Source organism: Testudinibacter sp. P27/CKL/0425 (assembly GCF_052931395.1).
Genome location: NZ_CM128801.1, coordinates 1,645,125 through 1,671,000, shown reverse-complemented (window position 1 = coordinate 1,671,000; position 25,876 = coordinate 1,645,125). Strand labels below are relative to the sequence as shown.

Annotated in this window: 28 protein-coding genes and 1 pseudogene; 15 read left to right on the top strand and 14 right to left on the bottom strand. The window is 46.0% G+C overall.

The features are described 5' to 3' along the window. The first annotated feature begins 419 nt into the window (after positions 1-419). From trpB to ACUHGC_RS08320, 10 genes are all read left to right on the top strand, one after another. Positions 420-1,619 carry a tryptophan synthase subunit beta gene (gene trpB, locus ACUHGC_RS08365; protein ID WP_446832886.1) on the top strand — a complete coding sequence of 400 codons (1,200 nt, stop codon included), beginning with the start codon at positions 420-422 and terminating at the stop codon, positions 1,617-1,619. After that, positions 1,619-2,428 (top strand): tryptophan synthase subunit alpha, encoded by an 810-nt coding sequence (gene trpA / locus ACUHGC_RS08360; protein ID WP_446832885.1) that lies wholly within the window; start codon positions 1,619-1,621, stop codon positions 2,426-2,428. Before trpB ends, trpA begins: the two co-directional genes overlap by 1 nt. A gap of 29 nt (positions 2,429-2,457) precedes the next feature. After that, a complete protein-coding gene (locus ACUHGC_RS08355; RefSeq protein WP_446832884.1) occupies positions 2,458-2,949 on the top strand; it encodes a helicase in 492 nt (163 codons plus the stop codon). A 2-nt stretch (positions 2,950-2,951) separates the two neighbouring features. After that, complete coding sequence (locus tag ACUHGC_RS08350) at positions 2,952-3,059, top strand: transcriptional regulator (RefSeq protein WP_446832883.1); 108 nt, start codon at positions 2,952-2,954, stop codon at positions 3,057-3,059. Between the two features lie 92 nt (positions 3,060-3,151). Beyond that, a complete protein-coding gene (locus ACUHGC_RS08345) occupies positions 3,152-3,919 on the top strand; it encodes a Nif3-like dinuclear metal center hexameric protein (RefSeq protein WP_446834874.1) in 768 nt (255 codons plus the stop codon). A 113-nt stretch (positions 3,920-4,032) separates the two neighbouring features. Further along, a complete protein-coding gene (locus tag ACUHGC_RS08340; protein ID WP_446832882.1) occupies positions 4,033-4,344 on the top strand; it encodes a DUF883 family protein in 312 nt (103 codons plus the stop codon). 67 nt (positions 4,345-4,411) lie between these two features. Next, positions 4,412-4,801: a phage holin family protein gene (locus ACUHGC_RS08335; protein ID WP_446832881.1), complete on the top strand. Its 390-nt coding sequence runs from the start codon at positions 4,412-4,414 to the stop codon at positions 4,799-4,801. A gap of 21 nt (positions 4,802-4,822) precedes the next feature. After that, positions 4,823-5,095 carry a hypothetical protein gene (locus ACUHGC_RS08330; protein ID WP_446832880.1) on the top strand — a complete coding sequence of 91 codons (273 nt, stop codon included), beginning with the start codon at positions 4,823-4,825 and terminating at the stop codon, positions 5,093-5,095. A 118-nt stretch (positions 5,096-5,213) separates the two neighbouring features. Next, positions 5,214-6,002 carry an enoyl-ACP reductase FabI gene (gene fabI / locus ACUHGC_RS08325; RefSeq protein WP_446832879.1) on the top strand — a complete coding sequence of 263 codons (789 nt, stop codon included), beginning with the start codon at positions 5,214-5,216 and terminating at the stop codon, positions 6,000-6,002. A gap of 80 nt (positions 6,003-6,082) precedes the next feature. Continuing rightward, positions 6,083-8,047 (top strand): exoribonuclease II, encoded by a 1,965-nt coding sequence (locus ACUHGC_RS08320; protein ID WP_446832878.1) that lies wholly within the window; start codon positions 6,083-6,085, stop codon positions 8,045-8,047. Between the two features lie 67 nt (positions 8,048-8,114). On the opposite strand, the gene ACUHGC_RS08315 is transcribed toward ACUHGC_RS08320, so the two are convergent. The 10 genes from ACUHGC_RS08315 to ACUHGC_RS08270 all read right to left on the bottom strand — a co-directional run bounded on the left by ACUHGC_RS08315 (position 8,115) and on the right by ACUHGC_RS08270 (position 15,180). Beyond that, on the bottom strand, positions 8,115-9,080 hold the full coding sequence (locus ACUHGC_RS08315) for an AEC family transporter (protein WP_446832877.1): 966 nt from the start codon (positions 9,078-9,080) through the stop codon (positions 8,115-8,117). Between the two features lie 21 nt (positions 9,081-9,101). Continuing rightward, positions 9,102-10,745 (bottom strand): malolactic enzyme, encoded by a 1,644-nt coding sequence (locus ACUHGC_RS08310; RefSeq protein WP_446832876.1) that lies wholly within the window; start codon positions 10,743-10,745, stop codon positions 9,102-9,104. A 217-nt stretch (positions 10,746-10,962) separates the two neighbouring features. Further along, the gene (grxD, locus tag ACUHGC_RS08305) at positions 10,963-11,304 is read right to left on the bottom strand and encodes a Grx4 family monothiol glutaredoxin (RefSeq protein WP_446832875.1); all 342 of its coding nucleotides are present in this window, start codon (positions 11,302-11,304) and stop codon (positions 10,963-10,965) included. Positions 11,305-11,426: 122 nt separating this feature from the next. After that, positions 11,427-12,245, bottom strand: a complete 819-nt coding sequence (locus ACUHGC_RS08300) for a TPM domain-containing protein (protein ID WP_446832874.1) — start codon at positions 12,243-12,245, stop codon at positions 11,427-11,429. Continuing rightward, positions 12,242-12,697: a TPM domain-containing protein gene (locus ACUHGC_RS08295; RefSeq protein WP_446832873.1), complete on the bottom strand. Its 456-nt coding sequence runs from the start codon at positions 12,695-12,697 to the stop codon at positions 12,242-12,244. Before ACUHGC_RS08295 ends, ACUHGC_RS08300 begins: the two co-directional genes overlap by 4 nt. Positions 12,698-12,725: 28 nt before the next feature. Further along, positions 12,726-13,307, bottom strand: coding sequence for a LemA family protein (locus ACUHGC_RS08290; protein WP_446832872.1), 582 nt, complete (start codon positions 13,305-13,307; stop codon positions 12,726-12,728). Positions 13,308-13,492: 185 nt separating this feature from the next. Continuing rightward, entirely contained in the window at positions 13,493-13,849 is a 357-nt protein-coding gene (rplT, locus tag ACUHGC_RS08285) for a 50S ribosomal protein L20 (protein WP_034613910.1), read from the bottom strand. A 40-nt stretch (positions 13,850-13,889) separates the two neighbouring features. Then, on the bottom strand, positions 13,890-14,087 hold the full coding sequence (rpmI, locus tag ACUHGC_RS08280; protein ID WP_034613912.1) for a 50S ribosomal protein L35: 198 nt from the start codon (positions 14,085-14,087) through the stop codon (positions 13,890-13,892). A gap of 101 nt (positions 14,088-14,188) precedes the next feature. After that, the gene (gene infC, locus ACUHGC_RS08275) at positions 14,189-14,653 is read right to left on the bottom strand and encodes a translation initiation factor IF-3 (RefSeq protein WP_446832871.1); all 465 of its coding nucleotides are present in this window, start codon (positions 14,651-14,653) and stop codon (positions 14,189-14,191) included. Positions 14,654-14,892: 239 nt separating this feature from the next. Next, positions 14,893-15,180 (bottom strand): helix-turn-helix domain-containing protein, encoded by a 288-nt coding sequence (locus ACUHGC_RS08270; RefSeq protein ID WP_446834873.1) that lies wholly within the window; start codon positions 15,178-15,180, stop codon positions 14,893-14,895. A 185-nt stretch (positions 15,181-15,365) separates the two neighbouring features. On the opposite strand from ACUHGC_RS08270, the gene ACUHGC_RS08265 reads away from it, so the two are divergent. Then, the gene (locus ACUHGC_RS08265) at positions 15,366-15,755 is read left to right on the top strand and encodes a DUF805 domain-containing protein (protein WP_446834872.1); all 390 of its coding nucleotides are present in this window, start codon (positions 15,366-15,368) and stop codon (positions 15,753-15,755) included. Between the two features lie 174 nt (positions 15,756-15,929). On the opposite strand, the gene ACUHGC_RS08260 is transcribed toward ACUHGC_RS08265, so the two are convergent. Together ACUHGC_RS08260 and ACUHGC_RS08255 are read right to left on the bottom strand one after the other, a co-directional pair. Beyond that, complete coding sequence (locus tag ACUHGC_RS08260; RefSeq protein ID WP_446832870.1) at positions 15,930-19,049, bottom strand: beta-galactosidase; 3,120 nt, start codon at positions 19,047-19,049, stop codon at positions 15,930-15,932. 78 nt (positions 19,050-19,127) lie between these two features. Then, positions 19,128-19,610, bottom strand: a complete 483-nt coding sequence (locus ACUHGC_RS08255) for a YhcB family protein (protein WP_446832869.1) — start codon at positions 19,608-19,610, stop codon at positions 19,128-19,130. A gap of 318 nt (positions 19,611-19,928) precedes the next feature. Here ACUHGC_RS08255 and rplM point away from each other — a divergent pair, with 318 nt between their 5' ends. Both rplM and rpsI read left to right on the top strand, forming a co-directional pair. Then, on the top strand, positions 19,929-20,357 hold the full coding sequence (rplM, locus tag ACUHGC_RS08250) for a 50S ribosomal protein L13 (protein WP_446832868.1): 429 nt from the start codon (positions 19,929-19,931) through the stop codon (positions 20,355-20,357). A 16-nt stretch (positions 20,358-20,373) separates the two neighbouring features. Next, positions 20,374-20,766, top strand: coding sequence for a 30S ribosomal protein S9 (gene rpsI, locus ACUHGC_RS08245; RefSeq protein WP_034612860.1), 393 nt, complete (start codon positions 20,374-20,376; stop codon positions 20,764-20,766). A gap of 150 nt (positions 20,767-20,916) precedes the next feature. On the opposite strand, the pseudogene ACUHGC_RS08240 reads toward rpsI, so the two are convergent. Together ACUHGC_RS08240 and selD are read right to left on the bottom strand one after the other, a co-directional pair. Continuing rightward, a pseudogene (locus ACUHGC_RS08240) lies at positions 20,917-21,831 on the bottom strand (Dyp-type peroxidase). Positions 21,832-21,878: 47 nt separating this feature from the next. Beyond that, positions 21,879-22,964 (bottom strand): selenide, water dikinase SelD, encoded by a 1,086-nt coding sequence (gene selD / locus ACUHGC_RS08235; RefSeq protein WP_446832867.1) that lies wholly within the window; start codon positions 22,962-22,964, stop codon positions 21,879-21,881. Positions 22,965-23,205: 241 nt separating this feature from the next. On the opposite strand from selD, the gene ACUHGC_RS08230 reads away from it, so the two are divergent. Together ACUHGC_RS08230 and oppB are read left to right on the top strand one after the other, a co-directional pair. After that, entirely contained in the window at positions 23,206-24,849 is a 1,644-nt protein-coding gene (locus ACUHGC_RS08230; RefSeq protein WP_446832866.1) for an ABC transporter substrate-binding protein, read from the top strand. Between the two features lie 103 nt (positions 24,850-24,952). Continuing rightward, positions 24,953-25,873, top strand: coding sequence for an oligopeptide ABC transporter permease OppB (gene oppB, locus ACUHGC_RS08225; RefSeq protein WP_446832865.1), 921 nt, complete (start codon positions 24,953-24,955; stop codon positions 25,871-25,873). Positions 25,874-25,876 lie beyond the last annotated feature (3 nt).

Here is a 25,876-nt window from a genome sequence, read left to right as displayed (position 1 = left end):
CGAAGGCTGGGGGAGGACATTGAAACCGCACTTTGTCGTTTGATGTTCCCTCCCTCTGTCCTACGGACATCTCCCTCCGCAGGCGGAGGGAGAGAAATAGATGATAAAGTAAAGAATGCTATTCTTCGTTTCTTTTCAGACGGAGAAAAATTTTTTCTTTCGCCCTCTCCGTTTACGGAGGGAGAGAAATAGATGATAAAGTAAAGAATACTATTCTTCGTTTCTTTTCAAACGGAGAAAAATTTTTTCTTTCGCCCTCTCCGTTTACGGAGGGGGCTGCCGAAGGCTGGGGGAGGACATTGAAACCGCACTTTGTCGTTTAATGTTCCCTCCCTCTGTCCTACGGACATCTCCCTCCGCAGGCGGAGGGAGAGAAATGGAGAATAATGATTTTAATTGATAAATAATAGGAAAACACCATGAGCAACAAAACCCTGCTTGATCCCTACTTCGGTGAATTTGGCGGTATGTTTGTACCGGAAGTTCTCGTGCCGGTGCTGCAACAGCTGGAAAAAGCCTTTGTGGAAGCCAAAGACGATCCGACCTTTATTGCCGAATTTCACGATCTGCTAAAAAACTATGCGGGTCGCCCAACTGCCTTAACGTTGTGTCGCAATCTGACCCAAGGCACAAACACAAAATTGTACCTGAAACGCGAAGATCTGCTGCACGGCGGGGCGCACAAAACCAATCAGGTGTTAGGGCAAGCGTTATTGGCGATCCGCATGGGCAAAAGCGAAATTATTGCCGAAACCGGCGCAGGGCAACACGGTGTTGCCACTGCGATTGCGTGTGCGATGCTCGGCTTGAAATGCCGCATCTACATGGGGGCGAAAGACGTGGAGCGCCAATCGCCGAACGTATTTCGTATGCGCTTAATGGGCGCAGAAGTGATTCCTGTCAATAAAGGATCCTGTTCATTAAAAGATGCCTGCTGTGAGGCAATGCGCGATTGGTCGGCAAATTACGACAAAGCACACTACTTGCTCGGCACTGCCGCCGGTCCGCACCCGTTCCCGACCATTGTGCGCGAATTTCAAAAAATGATCGGTGAAGAGACCAAACGCCAAATTTTAGAACGAGAAGGCAGGCTGCCTGATGCGGTAATCGCCTGTGTCGGCGGCGGTTCAAACGCCATTGGTATGTTTGCCGATTTTATTCCTGAAAGTGCGGTGCGGTTAATTGGCATTGAGCCAGCCGGACATGGCATTGAAAGCGGCAAACATGGTGCACCGTTAAAACACGCCAATGTTGGGATCTATTTCGGCATGAAATCGCCGATTATGCAAACTGAAGACGGGCAAATTGAAGAATCCTACTCAATTTCCGCAGGCCTAGACTTCCCTTCTGTCGGCCCACAACACGCTTATCTGAATGCGATTGGACGTGCCGAATATGAGTCGATCACCGATGATGAAGCGTTGAGAGCCTTTCAACAACTGGCGCAACATGAGGGAATCATTCCGGCGTTGGAATCCTCACACGCGTTGGCGTATGCGCTAAAAATGATCAAGCAAGATCCGCAAAAAGAGCAACTACTGGTGGTGAATTTATCCGGTCGTGGCGATAAAGATATTTTTACTGTCGATAAAATTTTAAATCAAAAAGGAGCGATCTGATGAGCCGTTTCGATCAACTTTTCCAACAATTACAGGCTAAAAACGAAGGCGCCTTTGTGCCGTTCGTCACCCTGTGCGATCCCGATTTAGACCGCTCTTTTGAGATTATCTGCACCCTAGTGGATAACGGCGCCGATGCATTGGAGCTGGGCTTTCCGTTTTCCGATCCGCTGCTCGATGGGCCGGTGATTCAAGCCGCCAACAATCGTGCCTTGAATGCCGGTTGCAGCACCAAACAGTGTTTTGAACTGTTGGCAAAAGTGCGGTTGGAATATCCCGACATTCCAATCAGTCTGCTGCTGTGCGCCAATTTGATCTACGCACAAGGGTTAGACAACTTCTATCAACAATGCCAGCAGATCGGCGTTGACGGCGTGCTAGTTGCCGATGTGCCACTGCTTGCGGCTGAACCTTACATTGCGTCAGCTAAAAAATTCGGCGTGCAACCTGTGTTCATTTGTCCCCCAAATGCCAATGCCGACACCATTCGTGGCGTGGCGAAAAACAGCGAAGGCTACACCTATTTGGTTTCTCGTGCCGGTGTTACCAGTGCGGAGAATCAATCCCACGCCGCCAATTTAGAGACATTGATCGCCCAACTGAAAGCCCATAATGCACCGCCGATTTTACAAGGTTTCGGCATTGCCCAACCGCAACAGGTGATCGACGCCCTCAGCAGCGGCACCGACGGCGCTATTTCCGGTTCGGCGATTGTGAAAATTATTAAGCGGAATCTGAACAATCAATCTGAAATGTTGCGGCAGCTAGCGGAATTTGTACGCGGAATGAAAGCGGCAACACATGGTTAAAGTGCGCTAAGTTTAATTACGAGGGTTGAATGAGCTATTCACGCTTTTTTGAAAGTAGCGATGGTGGCATTGTCCACCAGTTTGCCTATTTTTCCGTTGGCGAAGTGGAATATATTATTGATTTTTCAACTGATGATGACATTGTCGAATCCATTTCAGAATTGGATACAACAATTGCCGAGATTTTGCATGGAAAGCAGGTTTATACGGTAAAATTTGCCGTCAGAGCCTATTATGAAAGCCAAACTGAAGCCGATTTATATGCACCGCCACCAGAACATCATTTCGGGCGCAAAGAGATCAACTCATTGAAAATTCAACTTGAAACATTGCTGTATCACCACTATTTACAGTTTAAGCCAGACTGCTATTTTTTTATTGCCGAACGTCCTTCTTTGGTTCGCATGTATCAAAAAATGTGCGACAAAAGAGACTCGATTATGCTAGACTTTGTACCAATAACAAAGCTGGGGGATAACCACGACAGCTTTATTCTTAAGACACCCAACTATAAGGAGTAAAAATGGCAGAGAAAAAATTGACTGCTACTGAGCTAAAGCGCAAAGCCATGCTTGCTTCTCGCTTGACTTATCAAAAAGCAAAAGCTGAAGGCACATTAAAGCCAGTATAATTTCAATTTCAGGACGCTCCCAGCGTCCTGATTTCTTTGACAGATTTCTATCATTTTACTACTCGCTCAACAGGAACTAACCCCACATGACCATCAACAATCTTGAATTGGAACAAATTTTAAACCTCAAGTTGAATAGCGAAGCAATTAGCGACTATGCGCCGAACGGCTTGCAGGTCGAAGGCAAAAGTGCGGTCAGCAAAATTGTCACCGGCGTGACCGCCTGTCAAGCGCTGCTGGATTATGCGGTGGAACAGCAAGCCGACGCGGTGTTAGTTCATCACGGCTATTTTTGGAAGAACGAAAATCCGCTGATTCGTGACATGAAAGGCGAGCGGATTCGCACTTTGCTTGCGCATAATATTAACTTATACGCCTATCATCTGCCGCTCGATGTTCACCCGGAACTCGGAAATAACGCCTTATTAGCCGAAATGCTCGGCATTGAAAATTTACAATCACTTGAAAAAAGTACAGTGTCAATTCCGGTTTACGGCGAACTGAAAACCCCTCTTTCCAGCGACGAATTCGCACAACGTTTGGAAAACGTATTGCAGCGCAAACCGTTGCATTGTGGTGGCGGAATATACGGCAATGCAAAAGCGAAAATTCGTACCGTCGGGCTGTGCACCGGCGGCGGGCAGGATTACCTTGATCTCGCGGCAGCTCAAGGATTAGACGCGTTTATCAGCGGTGAAATTTCCGAACGCACCACGCACAGCGCCCGTGAACAAGGCATTCACTTTTTTGCCGCCGGGCACCACGCCACCGAGCGCTGCGGCATTCAAAAATTAGGCGAATGGCTGCAACAACATTACGGGCTGGAAGTGCTTTTCAAAGACATTGAGAATCCCGCGTAATTGATTTTATGAATTTGTAAAGATTCATTTTATACTTTGATCTTGCTCAGTTAATCCCTTAGGATGAAATGGCAACACGGAAACACAATATCAACCAAACGGAGGAAACAAGTATGAGAAATGACTTTGACAGCAAACGTGAAGAACTGCTTTCTGAATTACAAGACATTCTACAAAGTGCGGAAGATTTGTTTGAAGAAGGTAAGGATATTGGTTCAGACGAGTTTAAAAAACTCAAAAAACGGCTGACAGCAAGTTCAAGCGACTATCGCCAACAATTGGAAGATTTCCAAGAAAAAGTTAGATCAACTGCTCGCAATGCGGCGAAACAATCCGATGCGCTGATTCAGGAAAATCCGTACAAAATCATCGGCTTAGTTGCCGGATTGGCATTTGTCACCGGTTTGCTGGTTAATCGTAAATAGTCATTATTCGGAGCATAGCGGAAGTCGCTGCGGCGACTTCCGATATTTCTGTCAAAGGAGATAAGGTATGCAAACGATAAACAAAATTAAATCCGGTCTTAAAGGCAGTCTTGCCACCGCCCTCGAATTAGCCGGCGTCCGGCTCGAAATGGCAAAGCTGGAACTTAACGAACAAAAAGAGCGCCTGCTGTTAGTGTTGATCTTTGCACTTTTCAGCTTCTTACTGTTACTACTTGCCGGGCTCAGCCTGATCCTTGCTCTGAATGCTTGGCTACCGGAAGAAGATAAAGTTCGCACTTTCCTTTTTATCAGCGCAGGCTGCCTCGCCTTAGTATTGCTGTTCGCCATTCTGATTGTTCGCTTAATCCGCAAACAGCGCGGTTTCCTTGAGGAAACCTTAAGAGAAGTGAAACTAGACATCGCCGCCATACGGCACAGCGTAAATTCCCAAAAATAGACGCCAGTAGGAGATGAACTTATGCCAAGCAATCAAGAATTAGAAAAAGAATTATTGTTGCTCAAAGGCGAAGTCTTACGCAACAAATTCCGCATCCAAAGTGAAAAAACACGGCAAGACATCCGACAGCCGTTCAGCTACTTAAAAGCGGTTTCCAACCCGATTATCCGCTCCTCGCTGCTGTCGCTTTCCACTCGTCTGCTGTTGGGCAGAAAGTGGTTAATCTTGCCCGTACTCGGCGTCGCCTCACTATTATTGTTGAAAAATAACCAAAACCCGACTGACGATTCTTGATAATCATGGAATCAAGCCTCGATTTGTCGTATAATCACGCCACTTAAACTTAATGGTGGTTTCGCACCGTTATTATCAACAAGCAGTTATCTTTTCATTCATAACAGGATAAAGTTTTATGGGTTTCTTAACAAACAAACGTATTTTAATCGCGGGCGTTGCCAGCAACCGTTCAATCGCTTACGGCATTGCACAAGCAATGTTCGAAGCCGGTGCAGAATTGGCATTCACTTATCAAAACGAAAAATTAAAGCCGCGTGTTGAAGAATTTGCGAAAGATTTCAATTCGTCTATTGTTATCCCTTGTGATGCGGCAAGCGATGCCGACATTGAAAACTGCTTCCAACAATTGAGCCAACATTGGGACAAATTTGACGGTTTCGTACACGCCATTGCGTTTGCTCCGGGCGATCAATTAGACGGCGACTATGTGAATGCGGTAACTCGCGAAGGTTTCCAAATTGCACACGACATCAGCTCTTACAGCTTTGTAGCAATGGCAAAAGCGGCGCGTCCTATGTTAAACGCAGGCGCTGGTTTGGTCACCCTTTCCTACTTGGGCGCAGAACGTGCGATTCCAAACTACAACGTGATGGGCTTGGCGAAAGCCTCTTTAGAAGCGAACGTACGTTTCATGGCAAATGCGATGGGCAAAGAAGGCATTCGCGTGAATGCGATCTCAGCAGGCCCTATCCGCACTTTGGCGGCATCAGGCATCAAAAACTTCAAAAAAATGTTGTCACATTGCGAAGCGGTTACCCCATTGCGCCGCACCGTTACCATTGAAGATGTGGGCAAAAGCGCCGCGTTCTTGTGTTCCGATTTAGCCTCAGGCGTGACCGGCGAAGTGTTGCACGTTGACGGCGGTTTCAACATCGCAGCAATGAACGAGTTAGAAGCGGAATAAACCGCACTTTCAACTAAATGAGCGAACAGCAGTAATCTGATTACTGCTGTTTTGTTTTATCCCTTTCATTAGGATCAACTATGTTCCAAAACAACCCTCTTTTGAGCCAATTAAAACAACAAATCCGCGAAAATAAGCCGCGCGTCGAAGGCTCAGTCAAAGCGAATGAAAAAGGCTTCGGCTTTTTAGAGTGCGACAAAAAAAGCTACTTCATCGCCCCACCTGCCATGAAAAAAGTGATGCACGGCGATAAAATCAAAGCGGTGATCGAAACCAACGGCGATAAAGAACAAGCCGAGCCGGAAGCCTTAATCGAGCCGATGTTAAGCCGTTTTATCGCCAAAGTGCGGTTTAACAAAGAGAAAAAACTGCAACTCACGGTTGATCACCCGAGCATTAAAAACCTGATCAATGCAAATAAACACGCCGATGTCAGCGAAGAGCTGCAAGACGGCGACTGGGTGGTTGCCGAGCTGCAAAAACACCCGCTGCGCGATGATCGTGCCTTTTCTGCGCAAGTCACCCAATTTATCTGCCGCACAGATGACAACTTCGCCCCTTGGTGGGTCACACTCGCGCGTCATCAACAACCGCGCACGCCGGTTGCCGGATTGGACGAATACCATTTGGCAGAAGAGCTGGATCGCGAAGATTTAACCGCACTTCCGTTTGTGACCATTGATGCGAAATCCACACAAGATATGGACGATGCGCTGTATATCGAACCGACCGAAAACGGCTGGAAATTGTGGGTGGCGATTGCCGATCCGACCGCTTATATTCCGCTGAATTCCCAAATCGAAGCCGACGCTAAACAGCGCTGTTTTACCAATTATTTGCCTGGCTTCAATATTCCGATGTTGCCGCGTGAACTCTCTGACGAACTCTGTTCCTTAATGCCGCAACAAAAACGTCCTGCTCTGGTTTGCACCATTGAAACCGATGCGCAAGGCAATATCACTGCCGAACCGCACTTTGTTGCCGCATGGGTCGAATCGAAAGCCAAGCTGGATTATGACGAGGTTTCTGATTTATTGGAAAACGTTGAAGACCACTGGCAGCCGCAAGACTCACAAATTGCCGAACAAATTGAACGCCTGCATCAATTCGCACTCGCACGCATTGAATGGCGCCGCACTCATGCACTGCTGTTTAAAGAGCGTCCGGATTATAGCTTTGAACTGGAACAAGACGGCAAGGTCAAAGCCATTCTCGCCAAGCATCGCCGCATTGCCAATCAGATTGTCGAGGAAGCGATGATTATCGCCAACACCAGTGCGGCAGTGTATTTAGACAGCCACGCCAAGTGCGGTATTTTCAACACCCACAGCGGATTTGATCAAAAATTCCAGCAACCGGCACATGATTTTCTATTGGCGACCTTAGCGAATGACGAAAACCGCGACGAATTAAACGAGCGTTATTCAGTGGAAAAATTAACCACCTTGGACGGCTATTGTCAAATGCGCCACGATATTGAACGCTATGATTTCAGCTTCCTTGAAATGCGTTTGCGCCGCTTCCTGACTTTTGCCGAATTTAAGGCTGAAGCCGCACCGCACTTTGGCTTAGGGTTAAACGCATATGCCACTTGGACTTCACCGATTCGCAAATATTCCGATATGGTCAACCACCGCATCATCAAACACTGTTTGCTGGGGCAAAGTGCGGTCAAGCCTAGTGATGAAGTATTAGCTAGACTGCAAGAAGCGCGTAAACAAAATCGCATGGTGGAACGTGATATTGCCGATTGGTTATACGCGCAATATTTCGAACCGATAGCCAGCCAACAGCCGATCTTTGCTGCTGAAATTCAAGATGTCAGCCGCGGCGGTTTGCGTGTACAACTAGCGGATAACGGCGCCAGCGTATTCGTGCCGATCTCTACCCTGCACGACAAAAAAGACGAACTGAACGTCAACAGTGATGAACTGGCGCTGTATATCAAAGATCAGAAAGCCTATCAAATTGGCGATGCGATTCAAGTGAAACTGGTAGAAGTGAATGTCACGACTCGAAGTTTGATTGGTAATGTGGTGAGTTAATTTATCCACTTTCTCGTAAGAAAAAACCGCACTTTATCGCCATTCGGCAGCAAGTGCGGTTTGTTATTTAAGCTATTAATGGCAATAAGCTATTAATAATCGGGATTACAATAATAAACAGCAATGTGCTAGTGGTGACGACATTGGTGGCATATTCCACATCACCATTGGCGGCATGTGCCAGAATCGGCAGCACTGCCAATGCGGGTACCGCAGATTGCACAATTAGTGTTTGTGCTTCAATACTTGGCAGCGTTCCTAACATGCCGCTTCCAAAAGCAATCAAAAAGAGAGTTATCATCGGCATAATGATAAAGCGTCCCGCCAATGCACCCACCGCATCTTTATCAAAATGAATGCTTTTCAATCCTGCATCCGCCAACACAATACCCACATAGATAAGTGCCAACGGTGTCACTAATTCACCTATGTAACCCAGTGTTGAATTAATAAAATTCGGTAGCGGTATATCGGCAAATAAAAACACAAATGCCAATAATGTGCCGGTGATCGGCGGTGTTAGCAATTTTTTCCAGTCGAAACTGCTCTTGTGGTCGTCCGAATTAACCGTCGGATCATCATTAGCAATCAACCAAGCACCGATTGTCCAAGTTGAAACGACATTTACTAGATAACAAACCAAGAAATACGGTAAACTTCCTTCGCCAAATAGCGCGACATTTAACGGCAAACCGATAAAAATCGTATTGGCATTGGCGATCACATTGATAAAAATGCCACGTCTGCCACGCCGTACTTTCAACAGTTTAACTAATAAATATGCTACTAAATAGGCGAGTGCTGTTGCTAAAGCAAAATATGCCAAACCGTCCGATAACGAAAACAGCTTTTCACGATTTAGGTATTTCAAAATCGACACGAAAATCCCCGCTGGCAGCGCTATATTCAAGATCAATTTTGAAAGGTTGCCAGCAAAACTGTCTGCAAACCAGCCGGCTGTTCTTAATCCATAACCCAGCACAATAATAAACAAAATTGGTAATGTGCTTTCAATTGAGGATAAAAATTGCATAACATTTCCCCTTATGAAGGGTTAACAATCCGTTAAATCCCGATATACCGGATGCCATTTCAATTCGTCAATCGTTTTATCTAAATCAGCAATCGGATGTTTATTCAGCTGTTGTTCCACCGCACTTTGTGCTACGCCTTTCGCAACCGTGCGCGAAAATACTGTCAATTTAGAAACTGGCGGTAACACTGCCGCACCGGCTTGAGTCGGATCGACCAGTCCCCCAAGCGAATGTGCCGCTTTAGAGATCATCGTATCATTTAAAACACGCGCTGCCGACGCCAATACGCCTAGACCTAATCCCGGATAAATCAACGCATTGTTTGCCTGCCCGATTTCATACGTAATGCCGTTTAACGTGACCGGATCGGTCGGAATACCTGTCGCAACTAAAGCTCTGCCCTCTGTCCATGTCAGTAAATCTTTCGCGGTAGCTTCCGCCAATTCGGTCGGATTACTCAACGGGAAAATAATCGGGCGTTCGGTGTGCGTTGCCATTTCTTTAATAATGGCTTCACTGAATGCACCGCCTTGAGTTGATGTGCCGACAAGAATAGTCGGACGTACTGCTTTAACTGCCGCTTCCAAAGATGTTAATTCGTGGCTATTGCTAAATTCAGAACGTTTACGGGCAAACGGGCGTTGTTCTGGCGTCAAATCATCCATATCATCAAATAGCAAACCTTGTACATCAACCATATAAAATTTAGCACGAGCTTGTTCTTCGCTTAAACCATGTTGCAACATTTCTTGGTAAATACGATTCGTAATCCCAGCACCGGCACTCCCCGCACCAAAACACATATACACTTGATCGGTGATCTGCTGCTTGGAGATGTTGAGTGCACCTAAAATACCCGCCAAAGTGATAATCCCGGTGCCTTGAATATCGTCATTAAACATCGCAATTTTATCACGGTATTTATTCAGAATATTTGCTGCATTTGAGCGTCCGAAGTCTTCCCAATGTAAATACAATTTCGGAAACAAACTTTCTGCTTTTTGTACAAATTGATCGATAAATTCATAATACTGATCGCCACGCACACGCTCATGACGATTGCCCAAATAAAGCGGATCTTTTAATAATTGTTCGCGATTGGTGCCAACATCCAATACCACCGGTAACACACTGTTCGGATCAATGCCGGCAGCGGCAGTATAAACCATCAGTTTACCGACTGAAATATCAACGCCATTCACGCCCCAATCGCCAATCCCCAAAATACCTTCGGCATCGGTGGCAACGATCAGTTTGATATCTCTACCGTTCGCCGCATTTTTTAACGTGGCTTCAATATTTTCAGGTTCGTTAATCGACAAATAGGCAGCATATTGCGGATCGACAAATAGTTCATCATAACGTTCAATAGATTCGGCAATCGTCGGGTCATATACAATCGGCATAAATTCAACAACGTGTTGTTTAAATAGTGCATAAAACAGTGTGCGATTCGTATTGAAAATTTCCATCAGAAAATGACGCTTTTCAATGGGGGAATCTTTCTTTTGATATTGAGCGTAAGCCTGAGCAGTCTGTTCTTCAAGCGTTTGTATGCACGATGGCAATAAACCGATCAAGCCGAACTTAGCACGTTCCTGCTGGGTAAACGCGGTTCCTTTGTTTAAGAATGGGTCGTTTAATAAGTCATGTGATGTTTTCATAATGTGTTTCCTTGGCTCAATGTATTTATGTAAATTAAGCTCCATTTGAACAGAACTCATACAAAATATAATCACATTATATTTAGAAAGAAACGATAAATTTGTTTTTTTAAGTAAATGTCAATAAATTCCCATTACCATTATAAGCCTTATATAACAAAAAAACGCACAGAGAACCGTATTCCCCGTGCGTTTTTTAATGCCTTTTTACGTTGGCTTAAGCCGATTGTTCTTGTTCGCTATGTTTGGCAGCAACTTCTTTTAGCATCGGTTGCAATTCGCCTTGTTGGAACATTTCCATGATAATGTCGCAGCCGCCGACTAATTCACCGTCTACCCACAATTGCGGGAAAGTTGGCCAATTGGCGTATTTCGGCAGCTCGGCGCGGATATCCGGATTTTGCAGAATATCAACATAACCGAACGGTACTTGGCAGTGGATCAAGGCTTCTACCGCTCTTGCCGAAAAACCGCAAGATGGAAATTTTGGTGAACCTTTCATGTAAAGCAGGATCGGATTTTCGCTGATTTGCTGTTTGATTTTGTCTAATGTTTCCATGATAACCTCAGTAAAAAGCAGGGAAATTCCCTGCTTGTAAATGAATGATGTGTGATTGTATCACAGCCGGTTTTTAACTTAAATGCAGAACGTAAACCAATATAGAATTTACCGCTTTTTCGTTACCAACTGCCGCCGGCGCCGCCCCCACCGGAGCTGCCGCCGCCAAAACCTCCGCCTCCGCCGAAACCACCACCGCCAAATCCGCCGCCTCCACCGAAGCCGCCAAACCCACCACCGTTATGACGGTTGCGCGACGGCGTGCGCCGACGAAGCACTTGCCCGGTTTGGCTGTTGTGGTTAGTGGTTGGCGTGACATAACTGTCATTGATTCGCCCCATCAACACAAAGATCAAAAATATCGCGATGAACACCAATAGCAGCCAGTCCATTTCGGTATCACGCTCTACCGCTTGCGGCGCATATTCCCCTTTACTGGCGGCAATAAGCGCATCAAGCCCGTTGTTGATCCCTTGATAATAATTGTTTTGCTTAAAGTGCGGTGTAATTTCTTGGCGGATCAGTTGAGATAACATCGCATCAGGCAACGCGCCTTCTAGCCCCTGCCCCGGCGCGATAAAAATCTTGCGATCGTTCAGCGCAATTAACATCAACACGCCGTTATTCAGCCCTTTGCGCCCGATTCCCCATTTGTCGACTAAGGCAAAGGAAAATTCGGCAATCTCGTTATCGCCAAGGGTCGGCATGATCACCAGCGCAATTTGCGAGCTGGTTTCTTTGCCGTAGGCGGAGAGCTTGCTTTCCAGCGCATTTTGCTGGCTGGCGCTCAACACATTGGTGTAATCGCTGACATACCGAAACGGATTCGGTGACGGCGGCAATTCGACCGGTGCAGCCAAGCTGTTCACGCTGAAAAGCAGGCAAAGTGCGGTCAGTAACCAGCGCCAAGATGCCAACATTTTGACGGGGAAATTTTTCATCGAATAATCACCTCGTTTGGCAACTCGTCCACATCATTCGTTTGATAAGGGAAGTGTTGTGATAATTTTTCGGCCAATAAATACAAGGCGGCGATAATGCCTTCCGTCAAGCTGCCCTGCGCCGCTTTGGCGGTGATCGTATCACAACAGCGCTGCCAAAAATCGGCGGCAACGAATTGATGAATGCCGCTGTCGCCAATCACCGCGCAACTACGCTGTTTCAGCGCGACATAAATTAACACGCCATTATTCGCCGCGGTTTGTTCCATCTCCAGCTTAGTGAAAACTTGCTCGGCGCGCGCCACAATTGGCGCGCTACTCTGCGCTAAATCTTTCAATTTCGCGTTTTTCTCGATATAAACCCGCACTTCCGCTGAAGTTTGCGACTCCAATTGGGCTATCGCCGCTTCCACCAAGGTGGTATCAATCGCTGATTTTGCGAATAATGGCATAATGCTACCGCCCTTTTATCGATTAAACTTAATTAAAGCTAACGGTCGGCGCATTTTGTGAGCCTTCCGCTGCTTGGAAATAAGGTTTTTCTTTAAAGCCGAAAATCATTGCAGCAAATTTTGTCGGGAATTGACGAACATAGCTGTTATAGGTTTTCGCTGCGGCGTTGAAATCGTTGCGCGCTTTATTGATGCGGTTTTCAGTGCCTTCCAGTTGCGCTTGCAGATTCATAAAGCCCTCATGTGCCTTCAGCTCCGGATAACGTTCAACCGTAACCAACAAACGCGACAATGCCGAACCGACGGAATTTTGTTCTTGTTGGAACTGATTCAGTTGCTCTTGTGTCATATTCGCCGGATCAATTTTGGTTTGTGAGGCTTTCGCACGCGCTTCAATCACGCCGGTCAAGGTGTCACGCTCAAAATTCGCTTGTCCTTGTACGGTATTGACAATATTCGGAATCAAGTCGGCACGACGCTGATAAGAGGATTCCACATTTGCCCATACTGAATCGATCTCTTCTTCCGCACGAACCAGCCCGTTATAACTGCTCATTAGTGTTACGCCGGCAATCACGGCAACAATAATAATCGCAATCCATTTTTTCATGATGATTTCCCTTAAGAAAGTTTATAACACATTACTTAATTTAAATAATGCCAAACATTGTTTAAAAAACGAGTTATTTTGCAAGAAAGTCTGACAAATTGCAATTCTCTTTGCATTTTATCGGCGTTTTTAAGCCAAACAAAAAGGGAGCATTCGCTCCCTTCTCGTGTTGCTTTAACTTAATCTTAAGCTAAAGCGGATTTTGCTTTTTCAACTAAAGCAGCAAATGCCACTTTGTCGAATACAGCGATGTCGGCAAGGATCTTACGATCGATTTCAACAGACGCTTTTTTCAAGCCGTTGATGAAACGGCTGTAAGACAATCCGTTTTGACGAGCCGCGGCGTTGATACGCGCGATCCACAATTGACGGAATTGACGTTTACGTTGACGACGGTCACGGTAAGCATATTGACCTGCTTTGATAACCGCTTGGAAAGCAACGCGATACACGCGTGAACGCGCACCATAATAACCTTTAGCAGCCTTAAGAACTTTCTTATGACGAGCTCTGGCAACAACACCACGTTTTACACGGGCCATAGGGATCTCCTTTGATCTATTTTAACTTGAATGAAATGAACTATGCGTACGGCAAGCAGGCTACCACTAATACTTGGTCAGCTTTCGCAACCATAGATTTGTGGCGTAAATGACGTTTACGTTTAGTCGATTTCTTGGTCAAAATATGACGCAAGTGAGATTGTTTACGCTTAAAACCGCCGGAAGCTGTTTTTTTGAAACGCTTCGCAGCACCGCGTACTGTTTTAATTTTTGGCATAATTGGATTAACTCCGCATTGTATTATTAATAACAATAATTAGGCGAATCAAAATGCGCTTGATTTCGACCAACCGCACTTTAACTACTTGTTGGCTCTAATTACTTCTTCTTAGGGGCAAGCACCATCACCATTTGACGGCCTTCCAGTTTTGATGGAGCGGACTCCACCACTGCGATGTCAGCCAGATCGTTTTTAACGCGCTCTAACACATCAGCCCCGATTTGTTGATGGGCCATTTCACGTCCGCGGAAGCGGATAGTGATTTTGGTTTTATCCCCATCTTCCAGAAAGCGAATCAGGCTGCGTAGTTTTACCTGATAGTCGCCTTCGTCTGTACCAGGACGGAATTTGATTTCCTTAACCTGAACAACCTTTTGCTTTTTCTTTTGTTCTTTAGCCGTTTTGCTCTTTTCATAGAGGAACTTGCCGTAATTCATAATCCGGCAAACCGGCGGTTCTGCATTCGGGCTGATTTCAACAAGATCCAAAGAAGCGGCTTCTGCCATTTCCAATGCTTGTTTGATTTCAACAATCCCTGCTTGCTCGCCTTCTGCATCGATCAAGCGAACTTCCTTCACCTTAATTTCGTCATTAATACGATTTGGGCGTTGCGTCTGAACTCTTTTTACAGCTTTAATAATCTTATTCCTCTTGTAATTTTAAGCTGGCTCTTGCCACCGTCGCCATCAAGCGGGGGCGAGAACAATCGAAATATTTGCCTGTGTTGGCAAAAAAGTGCGGTGAATTTTAAAGAAAAAACCGACCTTATGCAAGGTTTTTTTATGGTATAACCCGCTTTCTTCTACTTTGCATGCAATGTTTCAAGAAAAGCAACAAATGCTGTTTTCTGTTGATGATTCAACTCTAACCAATGGCGATCTAACTGATCACTGTTCCAATCCGAATCCAACATACAATCCATAAAGAAATAGCTGATCGGTGTTTGTAAGAAGTTTGCAGCACTCACTAAATGCGACACATTAATCTTATTCGTCCCTCTTTCATAGCGAGAAAGCTGTTGCTGAGAAATATCCAATAGTTCCGATAATCTTTCCGCAGAATAGCCACATTCCCTGCGTTTCTGCTGAATTCTTTTTCAGATTAATCTTTATCTTGTTATTTCTTCTACAAATTTATGCGACATATAAAGACATTAAAGCGGATAAAATAATTTGGGCCATATTAGACATTCCGGCGATATTACCCGGATAATTCGGGGAGTAATGTATTTATTTGGGTGGCTATAATGAAAAATAACACAGGGAGGTTTTTTGCATTATTAATTGGTTTATTTGTATTATTTCACAGATTATAGCAATATTCATCATACTGGAAATCATTAATAATAGGGAGTTAATAAATTCACTACCGATTATATCTGGCGTGATTAGTATGATTATTTATCTTCCTATTTTATATTCACATCTCGTTCGTAGAGCTCATGACTTAGATTTAAAATGGAATGAAAGCAGTATTCTGGTTTCTATAGGGGTATTACAGTTTATCAATTTAATCGTAATAATCAAATCACCTTATAGTAGTCCTATTGTCGGAGTGATAATGTTAGCATTGATGATTTTTCTCGCCTTTCCTAAAGGCACTGAAGGGGAAAATCAATTTGGAAACGCACCAATTCCATTTTGGAAACGGAACCGTGTTGACTAAAAATGCTTTTTAAAGTGCTGTTTTATGCCGCAATACAATCCGCTAACAAGATCGTGGAAAAACTAAAAATATACTTTACTGAAATCTTCATCTTCCTGACGGTCGAATGAAAATTACAGCTATATAAAATATTCGGCATAATGCAAAGTGCGGTATCAAACCGCACTTTGTTGTTTATAACTCAAATTTTAATTGATAACGATATTGCCGTTCGGTAAGTTGATATTCCGAATGGACGCTTGGTGTCCAAGAGTCATCACCGCCGACGCCCATGTGGAAACCGTCGATGCGCAAATACACGCAAGGATCGGCGACCAAATCGCAGGTATGCCGCGCTTGTGCCAAGTTTTGTTGGCTAAAGCGGCTGACGGCGAAATGGAACTGCCCTTTCACGTTTAAATCGGCAAAATTCAATTCACGCACATCACAGCGCAAGCCGTTTTCGCTCGGGAAAATGTAGTTGGTGTGCATTTCAAATTGGCTGAGATCATATTGCCCGAAATGTGCCGAATCTTTGCGATCAGGGTAATTTTCATGCGGCCCGCGTCCGAACCATTTCACTCGGCTATCGGTGTTGACTAATGCCAATTCAATGCCAACCCGCGGCAGTGACGGCAAGCCGTCGGCAACGTCGATTTGAATGTCTAATTCCAATTCGCCTTGATAGCTCAGGCGGTATAACCAAGTGCTTTTCAGCAGCAACTGCCCTTGGTGGTAATAGCCTTGAAGCACGCGAATTTGCAGGCTGTCTGCCAACGGTTGCAGGCGAAGATCCAGACATTTTTCCTCTAACGACCACAATCCCGACTGCTGCCAACGGCTGATCCAGGCGTTCGGATCAAGGTGGTTTGCCTCACTGGTGCCGATGTCGTTATCCAGCGGCGCGCGGTAAAAATTATTGCGCAGCGGATGCGCCAATTGTTCCTGCTCGCCTTTTTTCCAGCTGCTTAATAACCCGCTGTGTTTGTCGAATGTCAGGGTGAAATTCTCGCCTTGAATCCAATAATATTCCGCACTTTCACTGACTAACGGAATATCCAGTTGCCGTATCTGTTCAAAGTGCGGTTCGCGCAAGGCGATCACTTCCGGCAACACGAATTGTTGTTTCGCCAAACTAAAGCCGTTTTCCGCCCAGCTCTGCGTTTGATTAAGGATCACTTCCACATCAATCAGATACAAGGTTTCAGGCAGCAGATGAATATCCAACGGAATCACAATTCGCTGGCTGCCCTGCGGCGGTAAATTCAATCCGCTGTAATTAAAGCAGATCGGAAAGCCGTTGGCACTGAGTTTCCAGTGTAAAAAACAGTCTTTCACGGTTTTAAACAGATATTCGCTGGTAACGGTCAGCGCATAACCTTGCGGCACTTTTTCCAGCTGAAATTGGAAAAACTGTTGCGCTTTTTTCACTTCGTGGATTGTCGGATGCAAAGTGCGGTCCGGGAACAGCAGCCCGTTAATGCAGAATTGGCGATCGTTAATTTCATCGCCGAAATCGCCGCCATACGCCCAATACGGATTGCCGTCCTCATCATGTTTGGTGATCCCTTGATCGACCCAGTCCCAAATAAAGCCGCCTTGCAAACGCGGATATTGGCGGAACGCATTCCAATATTGAGTAAAATTGCCGAGACTGTTGCCCATTGCGTGCGCATATTCGCATAAAATAAGCGGGCGCTGCTCGCCGGGCATTGAAATCGCTTTTTTAATCGCCCATTTATTCACCGCTTCCGCCGGGAAATATTGATCCTGTTCAACTCGAGAATACATCGGACACAGAATGTCCGTTGCCGCGCTGTTTGCCCCGCCGCCTTCATATTGCACCGGGCGGCTCGGATCGCGCCGTTTCAGCCATTGATACATCGCATGATGGTTATTGCCGATCCCCGATTCATTGCCTAATGACCAAATGATGATCGACGCATGGTTTTTATCACGCTCCACCATGCGGGTTACTCGTTCTAAATAAGCATTCAGCCAGCTCGGATCGTCCGACAAGCTGCGCATCGGCGATTGTCCGTGCGTTTCCAGATTGGCTTCATCCACCACATACAAACCGTATTGATCACACAGTTCATACCAAAGCGGATGATTCGGATAGTGCGCACAACGCACTGCGTTAAAATTATGCTGTTTCAGCAACAGAATATCTTGCAGCATATCCTCCCGATTCACCGCGTGTCCGCGCTCCGGGTGGTGTTCGTGCCGATTGGCGCCGCGGATCAATAACGGTTTGCCGTTCAGCAACAACAATCCCTGCTTGATTTCCACTTTGCGAAAGCCGATATCATAGGCTTCACAATCCAGCAGCTCGCCCGCTTCATCTAGTAAGCTGATCACGCAACGATACAAGTGCGGTATTTCCGCCGACCAAGGCTGCACCTGCGGCACGCTCAATTGCTGTTGAATCCGATCTTGATAACGCCCCTTTTCATCGATCATCGGCTGTTGTGCCAAACTGTCGATCTGCTCAAGGATCACGTTGTCCGCGTCGAACAGTTGTAACCGCACTTGCGGATTTTGCCCGTTTTCCGCCGCGCGATTCAGTTTGGTTTTCACCGACAAGCTACCGTTTTGATAAATCGCATCCAAATCAGCTTGAATTTCCACATCGGCAATATGCAAGTGCGGTTTGCACAGCAACGTAACATCACGGAAAATACCGCTCAGCCACCACATATCCTGATCTTCCAAATAAGAACCGTCGCTCCAACGCAACACCATTGCGGCAATCAGATTTTCACCCGATTGTAGATAGTCGGTGAGATCAAACTCCGCCGCCACACGGCTGTCTTGGGCATAGCCGACCCAATGTCCGTTACACCACAGATGAAACGCACTGTTCACGCCGTCAAAATTGATCCGCACTTGACGAGATTGCCATGCTTCCGGCAGAACAAACGTCGTGCGATAGCAACCGGTCGGATTGTGCGCGGGCACATAGGGCGGCGTGTTTGGAAACGGATATTGAATATTGGTGTAAATCGGCTGATCCGATGTCGTCGAATGCTGCGGTTGCAATTGCCAATTCGACGGCACTGTAATTGACTGCCAATCGTTAGCATCAAAGTGCGGTTGAATGAAATCCTGCGGCACATCTTCCGGCTTGGCGAACAGCTGAAATTGCCATTCGCCATTAAGAGATTGTCGATAGCACGATTCCGCTTTGCTGACCGCACTTTGCACATCGGGATAGGCGCGCAGCGGCGAATGTGCCGCCAGACGCGACAATGATGAAGTTATCCGCTGATTTTCCCACTCTCTGGCATTCAAGATTTCGTTAAATTGGCGCATGATCGGCTCGCTTATTTTTATTGACGGCATAAAACGAGGGGCGCATTCACGCCCCTGTCATAGATAATTTTGATTAAATTAGGATTCTTTGGCTTTTAGCAAGCCGGAAGAGCCTTTTGAGTAGTCTTTAGGTTGATCTTTATCCACTACCTCTGGCGTTGCCGCCGCCTCATTTTGTTGCGCTTCCGTCGGCAAATCCGCTTCGACAACAACCGGTTCGCTCACCGTCGGCTCCGCTAACAGTAAATTATCGTCAAAAATCGCTTTTGCTTTCGCCTCCGGCAGCAATGCCACCGAGCTTGTCGCTAAATGTTTATACAGACGCTGATAATCCTGAGCCATCGACTTCAGCAGCTCCGCACTTTCGGCAAAATGTTCTTCGATTTTAGCTTTTTGCTGCTCGACTTCGGTTTTCACCTGTTTCAATTCCGACGCGGTTTGTTGCTGTTTTTTCACATTGCCGCTGGTCATTTTGATCAATACATACGCCAAGATAAATCCGATCACGGCGCCAATTAAACCGATTAACCAAACATTCGTTGCTGCACTGGTACTTTCCATACTCTCCCCTTAAGAATTACGTGATAAATTAGTCAAGATAACTGCTTGAAATTATAAAGCCTTATGCGAAGAAAACTAAGCACTATTGATACAAAATCAAGGGGCGGCTCACATTTTTTTATCATTCGCCATCTTTTTGCAAGAATTATTGGCATTTTGTGTTTATTTTCCGTATAATCTTGCGACTCTGTATTACGACTGGTATTTCCCGCCACGTAAATTTAATTGAGTACTCACTCGAAGGGGTGCAGCAATCAATTTGAGGTGTGTCTAATCTTTAGGCACAGGGTTTAAAATTTTTATTTTGGTAATCATTTAATGAAAACTTTTGTAGCAAAACCGGAAACTGTAAAACGTGACTGGTATGTAGTTGACGCGACTGGTAAAACTTTAGGTCGTTTGGCTACTGAAATCGCAAGTCGCTTACGTGGTAAACACAAAGCTGAGTACACCCCACACGTAGATACCGGTGATTACATCATCGTGATTAACGCTGAGAAAGTTGCCGTAACCGGTAAAAAACAAAGCGATAAAATCTACTACTGGCACACAGGCCACATCGGTGGAATCAAACAAGCGACTTTCAACGAGATGATCGAACGTCGTCCTGAAAGCGTGATTGAAATTGCGGTTAAAGGTATGTTGCCTAAAGGTCCTTTAGGCCGTGCAATGTATCGCAAATTGAAAGTGTATGCAGGTGCTGAACACAGCCATGCTGCACAGCAACCACAAGTATTAGACATTTAATCACGGGATCAAGATTATGGCAGAGAATCAAAACTACGGTACAGGCCGCCGCAAAAGCTCTTCAGCCCGTGTATTTATCAAACCGGGTACTGGTAAAATCACTATCAACCAACGTGAAATCGACGTTTATTTCGGTCGCGAAACTTCTCGCATGATCGTTCGTCAACCGTTGGAATTAGTTGAATTAACTGAGAAATTGGATCTATATATCACTGTTAAAGGTGGTGGTATTTCAGGTCAAGCCGGTGCGATCCGTCATGGTATCACCCGTGCTTTAATGGAATATGATGAAACTTTACGCCCTGCTCTGCGTGCAGCCGGCTTCGTCACTCGTGACGCTCGTCGTGTTGAACGTAAAAAAGTGGGCCTGCGCAAAGCACGTCGTCGTCCGCAATTCAGCAAACGTTAATTTTTGGAAATTACCACACAGTATTTATACTGCTGGACAAACAAGCCGATTGGGAAACCAATCGGCTTTTTTCTTGTTGTTTTCCGGCACGCAGCAAATAAAAAAGTGCGGTCAACACTTACCGCACTTTGCTATTTTATTGAAGCTAAATTACGCCAAGGCTTTTAGCTGTGCAATTGACGGAGCGTAATAGTAGCTACCGCTGACCGCTTTGGTGAAGCCGAGCAGACGATCGGTTTTGCCGTCGATTTCGCCGAACATACTCAATAACTGCTGTTCGATGTTGTGCAGACGGGCGCAGTAGCAAATGAAATATAAGCCGTTCGCACCGCTGACTTTTCCATACGGCAAACTTTGGCGCAGCATTTTCAGCCCGACGCCGTTTTCTTTCAAATCGACTCTGCCGACGTGTGACGTATCCGGCACGTCGTCCAGTTCGACACTGTCGGTTTTGGTTCTGCCGTGCCGATCACGCTCTCTTGTTTGGCTACGCTCAATTTTTGCCATTTATCCAACTGGTGCTCATAGCATTGAGTGAAAACATAGCTGCCCGCCTTGATCGTCGCCGTCGGCAATTAAGGCGATTTGCGCGCGCTCATCGCCTTGCGGATTTTCAGTGCCGTCAATAAAGCCGGTGAGATCACGTTCCTCAATCCAGCGGAAGCCTTGAGTTTCCTGCTCGATTGTCACGAACTTTCCAAACACCCGCATCGCCATTTGCCCGGCGGAAAAGCATACGTCTTGGCGCAGCGCTTGAATATGAATCAGCAGATCGCGCTGAGTTGCCGGAGCGCTTAAATTGCCTTTGCCTAACGTGGTGAACGGTTTGAGTTCAACCGCACTTTGCGTGCCGGCAAGCTGTTTCCACAACGCATCGCCGAAAGCAAGGGTTGCGCCCAATGCCGCATCAGGATAGGTTTGCTGCAAAGTTTCCAATTCCGTTAAGAATTGGTGGCAAGCGGTCTTAACTACCGCCAGATCAGCAATTGTCGCTTCCAAAAAAATCGCCGCGCGACAATGTTCCAATAAAATTCCGCTCTGTGCATAGGCAGAAAGGGTCGACATAACTTACTCCTACTGTTTAATTTTTATTTGATTTAGTTTGGTATGCGTTAAATCACCGTGATAATCGCATCCGATTTTTCGGTTTTTTCCAGCAAGCGCCCGACGTTAAACAAGTCTATTCCGTTTTTTGCCGCCAAGGCTTTCACTTCCTCTACCGCTTGCGGACGCACGGCGATTAATAAGCCGCCGGAAGTTTGCGGATCGCATAATACCGCTTGCTGCCGTTCGCTCATCGCAGAAATCAGATGCCCGTAGCTGTCAAAGTTTCGCTTATTACCACCCGGAATGCAGCCTTTTTCGACATAATATTCCACGCCGTCCAATAACCGCACTTGGTTGAAATTCACTTCCGCTGCCAAATTGGAACCTTGGCAGATTTCGGATAAATGCCCAAGCAAACCAAAGCCGGTGACATCGGTCATCGCAGTAATGCCATCGACTTCGGCAAATTGCGCGCCAATGCTGTTCAGCTGGCACATCACCTCGGCAGCCAGATTTTTATGCTCGTCTTTCAGCTTATTTTTCTTCTCTGCGGTGGTTAAGATCCCGATGCCCAGCGGTTTGGTTAAATACAGCTCACAACCGGCTTCCGCGGCGTTATTTTTCTTCAGTTTTTTGGTATTAATAATGCCGGTGACCGCCAGTCCGAAAATCGGTTCCGGCGCGTCGATCGAATGTCCGCCGGCGAGAGAAATTCCGGCTGCCTGACAAGCGGCACGCCCGCCTTCCACAATGCGCTGCGCCACTTCCGCCGGCAATTTACTGATCGGAAAGCCTAAAATTGCAATCGCCATAATCGGTTTGCCGCCCATCGCATAAATATCGCTGATCGCATTGGTGGCGGCAATTTTGCCGAAGGTGAAAGCATCATCAACAATCGGCATAAAAAAATCGGTGGTGCTGATAATGCCGATGCCCTGCCCGATGTCATACACCGCCGCATCGTCTCGGCTCTCATTGCCGACCAACAAGTGCGGATCGATAAATTTTTCCATTTCGGTATGTAGGATTTGGTCTAACACTTTCGGTGAAATCTTGCACCCGCAGCCCGCGCCGTGACTGTATTGGGTTAAACGGATAACATCGCTGACGATGTGGTTAAACTGTTGTTCCGAGATTAATTCACTGCTCATTTTCCCCTCCATAAAATTCAATTCGACACCAACATTGTACTCCCTTTTTGCAAAATTTTGATAAAAAAGCACGTTTTTGCCTAACTTATCATCGATTTATTCGCGCAAATATGCTTTTAGCGTGACAATTATCGAAATTCTGCGCTTTAATTATTTACAAAGTCATTTTTTATGAAAGAATGCAGGATAACCGTTTTCTGAAAAAATGCTTCAAAACCACAATACTATTAAGGAGTATCTAATGACGTTCAAACGCTCTCGCTTAAATACCGCACTTTCATTTGCCTTAACTTTCGGTGTAGCCGCTTCGGCATTGGCAGCCAATGTGCCTGCCGGTACGGAACTGGCGGCTAAACAAGAATTGGTTTATAACATCAGCACCAACCCGGCAACGCTCGATCCGGCTAAAATGGAAGGCGATGTGGAAGGGCAGTATGCCCGTCAACTGTTTGAAGGCTTAGTCACCTCCGATGCGTCCGGGCATATCTTACCCGGCGTGGCGACCGAGTGGGAACATTCTGCCGATTTCAAAACGTGGACATTTAAACTCCGCGATAATGCAAAATGGTCAAATGGTGATCCGGTCACAGCTGACGATTTTGTATATGCGTGGCAACGTTTGGCGGATCCGAAAACCGCTGCGCCTTACGGCACTTATTTAAAATATTTAACTCTGCAAAATGCCGCCGATGTGGTGGAAGGGAAAAAAGCGCCGACCGAGTTGGGCGTAAAAGCGCTAGATGCGCACACCTTGCAGCTCACCTTGGATTCAGCGATTCCTTATGTCGATAAATTGGTTGAACACTATGTGTTATTCCCGGTACACAAAGCCACCATCGAAAAATTCGGTGACCAATGGACAAAAGCCGAAAATCTGGTGGGCAACGGCGCATTTAAACTTGATCGCTTAATTGTGAACGAAAAATCGGAATTATCGCCGAATCCGGAATATTGGGACAATGCCAATACCGTGTTAAGCAAAGTAACCTTGCTGCCGATCGAATCGGCTACAACCGATATTAACCGCTATCGTGCAGGCGAAATTGATATTACCGGCAAAGAAATCCCGCCGGAAATGTTCCAACAGCTGAAAAAAGACTTGCCGGACGAATTGAAAGTCGCACCGATTTTGTGTACCTATGTTTATGAGATCAATACCGCTAAAGCACCGTTTAATGATGTACGCGTGCGACAAGCGTTGAGTTTGGCGTTAAATCGCAATATCATCACCGACAAAGTGATTAACCAAGGTCAAGTACCTGCCTATCACTTCACCCCGCCGTATATCAACGGTGGCGAAAAGCTGACCAATCCTGAGTGGGCGGATTGGGATCAGAAAAAACGCAACGACGAAGCCGTTAAACTGTTGGCGGAAGCGGGCTTTACCAAAGCCAATCCGTTAAATTTCACTCTGTTATACAACACTTCGGAAAACCATAAGAAAATCGCGATTGCCGCGGCTTCTATTTGGAAACAAAATTTAGGCGGTGCGGTGAATGCGAAAATGGAAAACCAAGAGTGGAAAACCTATTTAGACTCGCGCCACCAAGGCAACTATGACGTCGCGCGTGCCGGTTGGTGTGCCGATTATAACGAGGCGACTTCATTTGTGAACTACTTCTTATCCGACAGCAGCAATAACACCGCCAAATACAAAAATGCGGAGTATGACGCAGCGGTTAAAAACGCATTACTTGCTGAAAATGACGCACAACGCGCAGAAGATTACGCCAAAGCCGAAACATTTTTCAGCCGGGATGTGCCTTCCGTGCCAGTATATCACTACGTTCAACCGCGTTTGATCAAACCTCATGTGAAAGGTTATGCCTTTACGTCGCCGGGATCAAACTACTATTTGAAAGATGTGTACCTGATCAAGCAGTAATCCGATTGGATTAGCAATTTATCATTGCAATGATCTGTTCGACAAAGTGCGGTATAACCCTACCGCACTTTGATATTTCATTTACTTTTTAGATTAACTGCTTATGTTTACTTTAATTCTACGTCGCCTGCTACAAGCGATTCCAACGCTGTTTGTGCTGATCACGATTTCATTTTTTATGATGCGGCTTGCCCCCGGCAGCCCATTTTCCAGCGAAAAAAATTATCCGCCGGAAGTGATGGCGAATATCGAGGCGAAATATCATCTGGATAAACCGATTCACACTCAATACCTGTTATATTTGAAAAACTTAGTGCAAGGCGATTTAGGTCCTTCATTCAAATATAAAGACTTCACCGTCAATCAGCTGGTCGCGCAGGCGTTTCCGGTTTCGCTGAAATTAGGCTTTTCCGCCTTTTTTATCGCACTGTTTTTTGGCATTGCCGCCGGAACGATTGCGGCAATCAGGCAAAATAAATGGATTGATTACCTGATTATGACCTTTGCGATGACCGGCGTGGTAATTCCCAGTTTTGTGGTGGCGCCACTATTGGTATTGATTTTTTCGATTACCCTAAAATGGCTGCCCGGCGGCGGTTGGAATGACGGCGCGTTACTCAATATACTGCTGCCGATGACCGCACTTTCACTCTCGTATATCGCCAGTATCGCGCGGATCACGCGCGGCTCGATGATTGAAGTGCTGCATTCGAATTTTATCCGCACCGCCAAGGCTAAAGGCTTGCCGACGCGACGCATTATTTTGCGCCACGCATTGCGCCCCGCGCTGTTGCCGGTAATTTCCTATATGGGGCCGGCATTTGTCGGAATTATTACCGGCTCAATGGTGATTGAGAGCATTTTCGGCTTGCCCGGCTTAGGACAGCTTTTCGTGAACGGTGCATTAAACCGTGACTATTCACTGGTGTTGAGCCTGACGATTTTGGTCGGCGCACTCACGATTACCTTTAATGCGATTGTGGACATTCTGTATGCCGTAATCGATCCAAAAATTCGTTATTAAGGG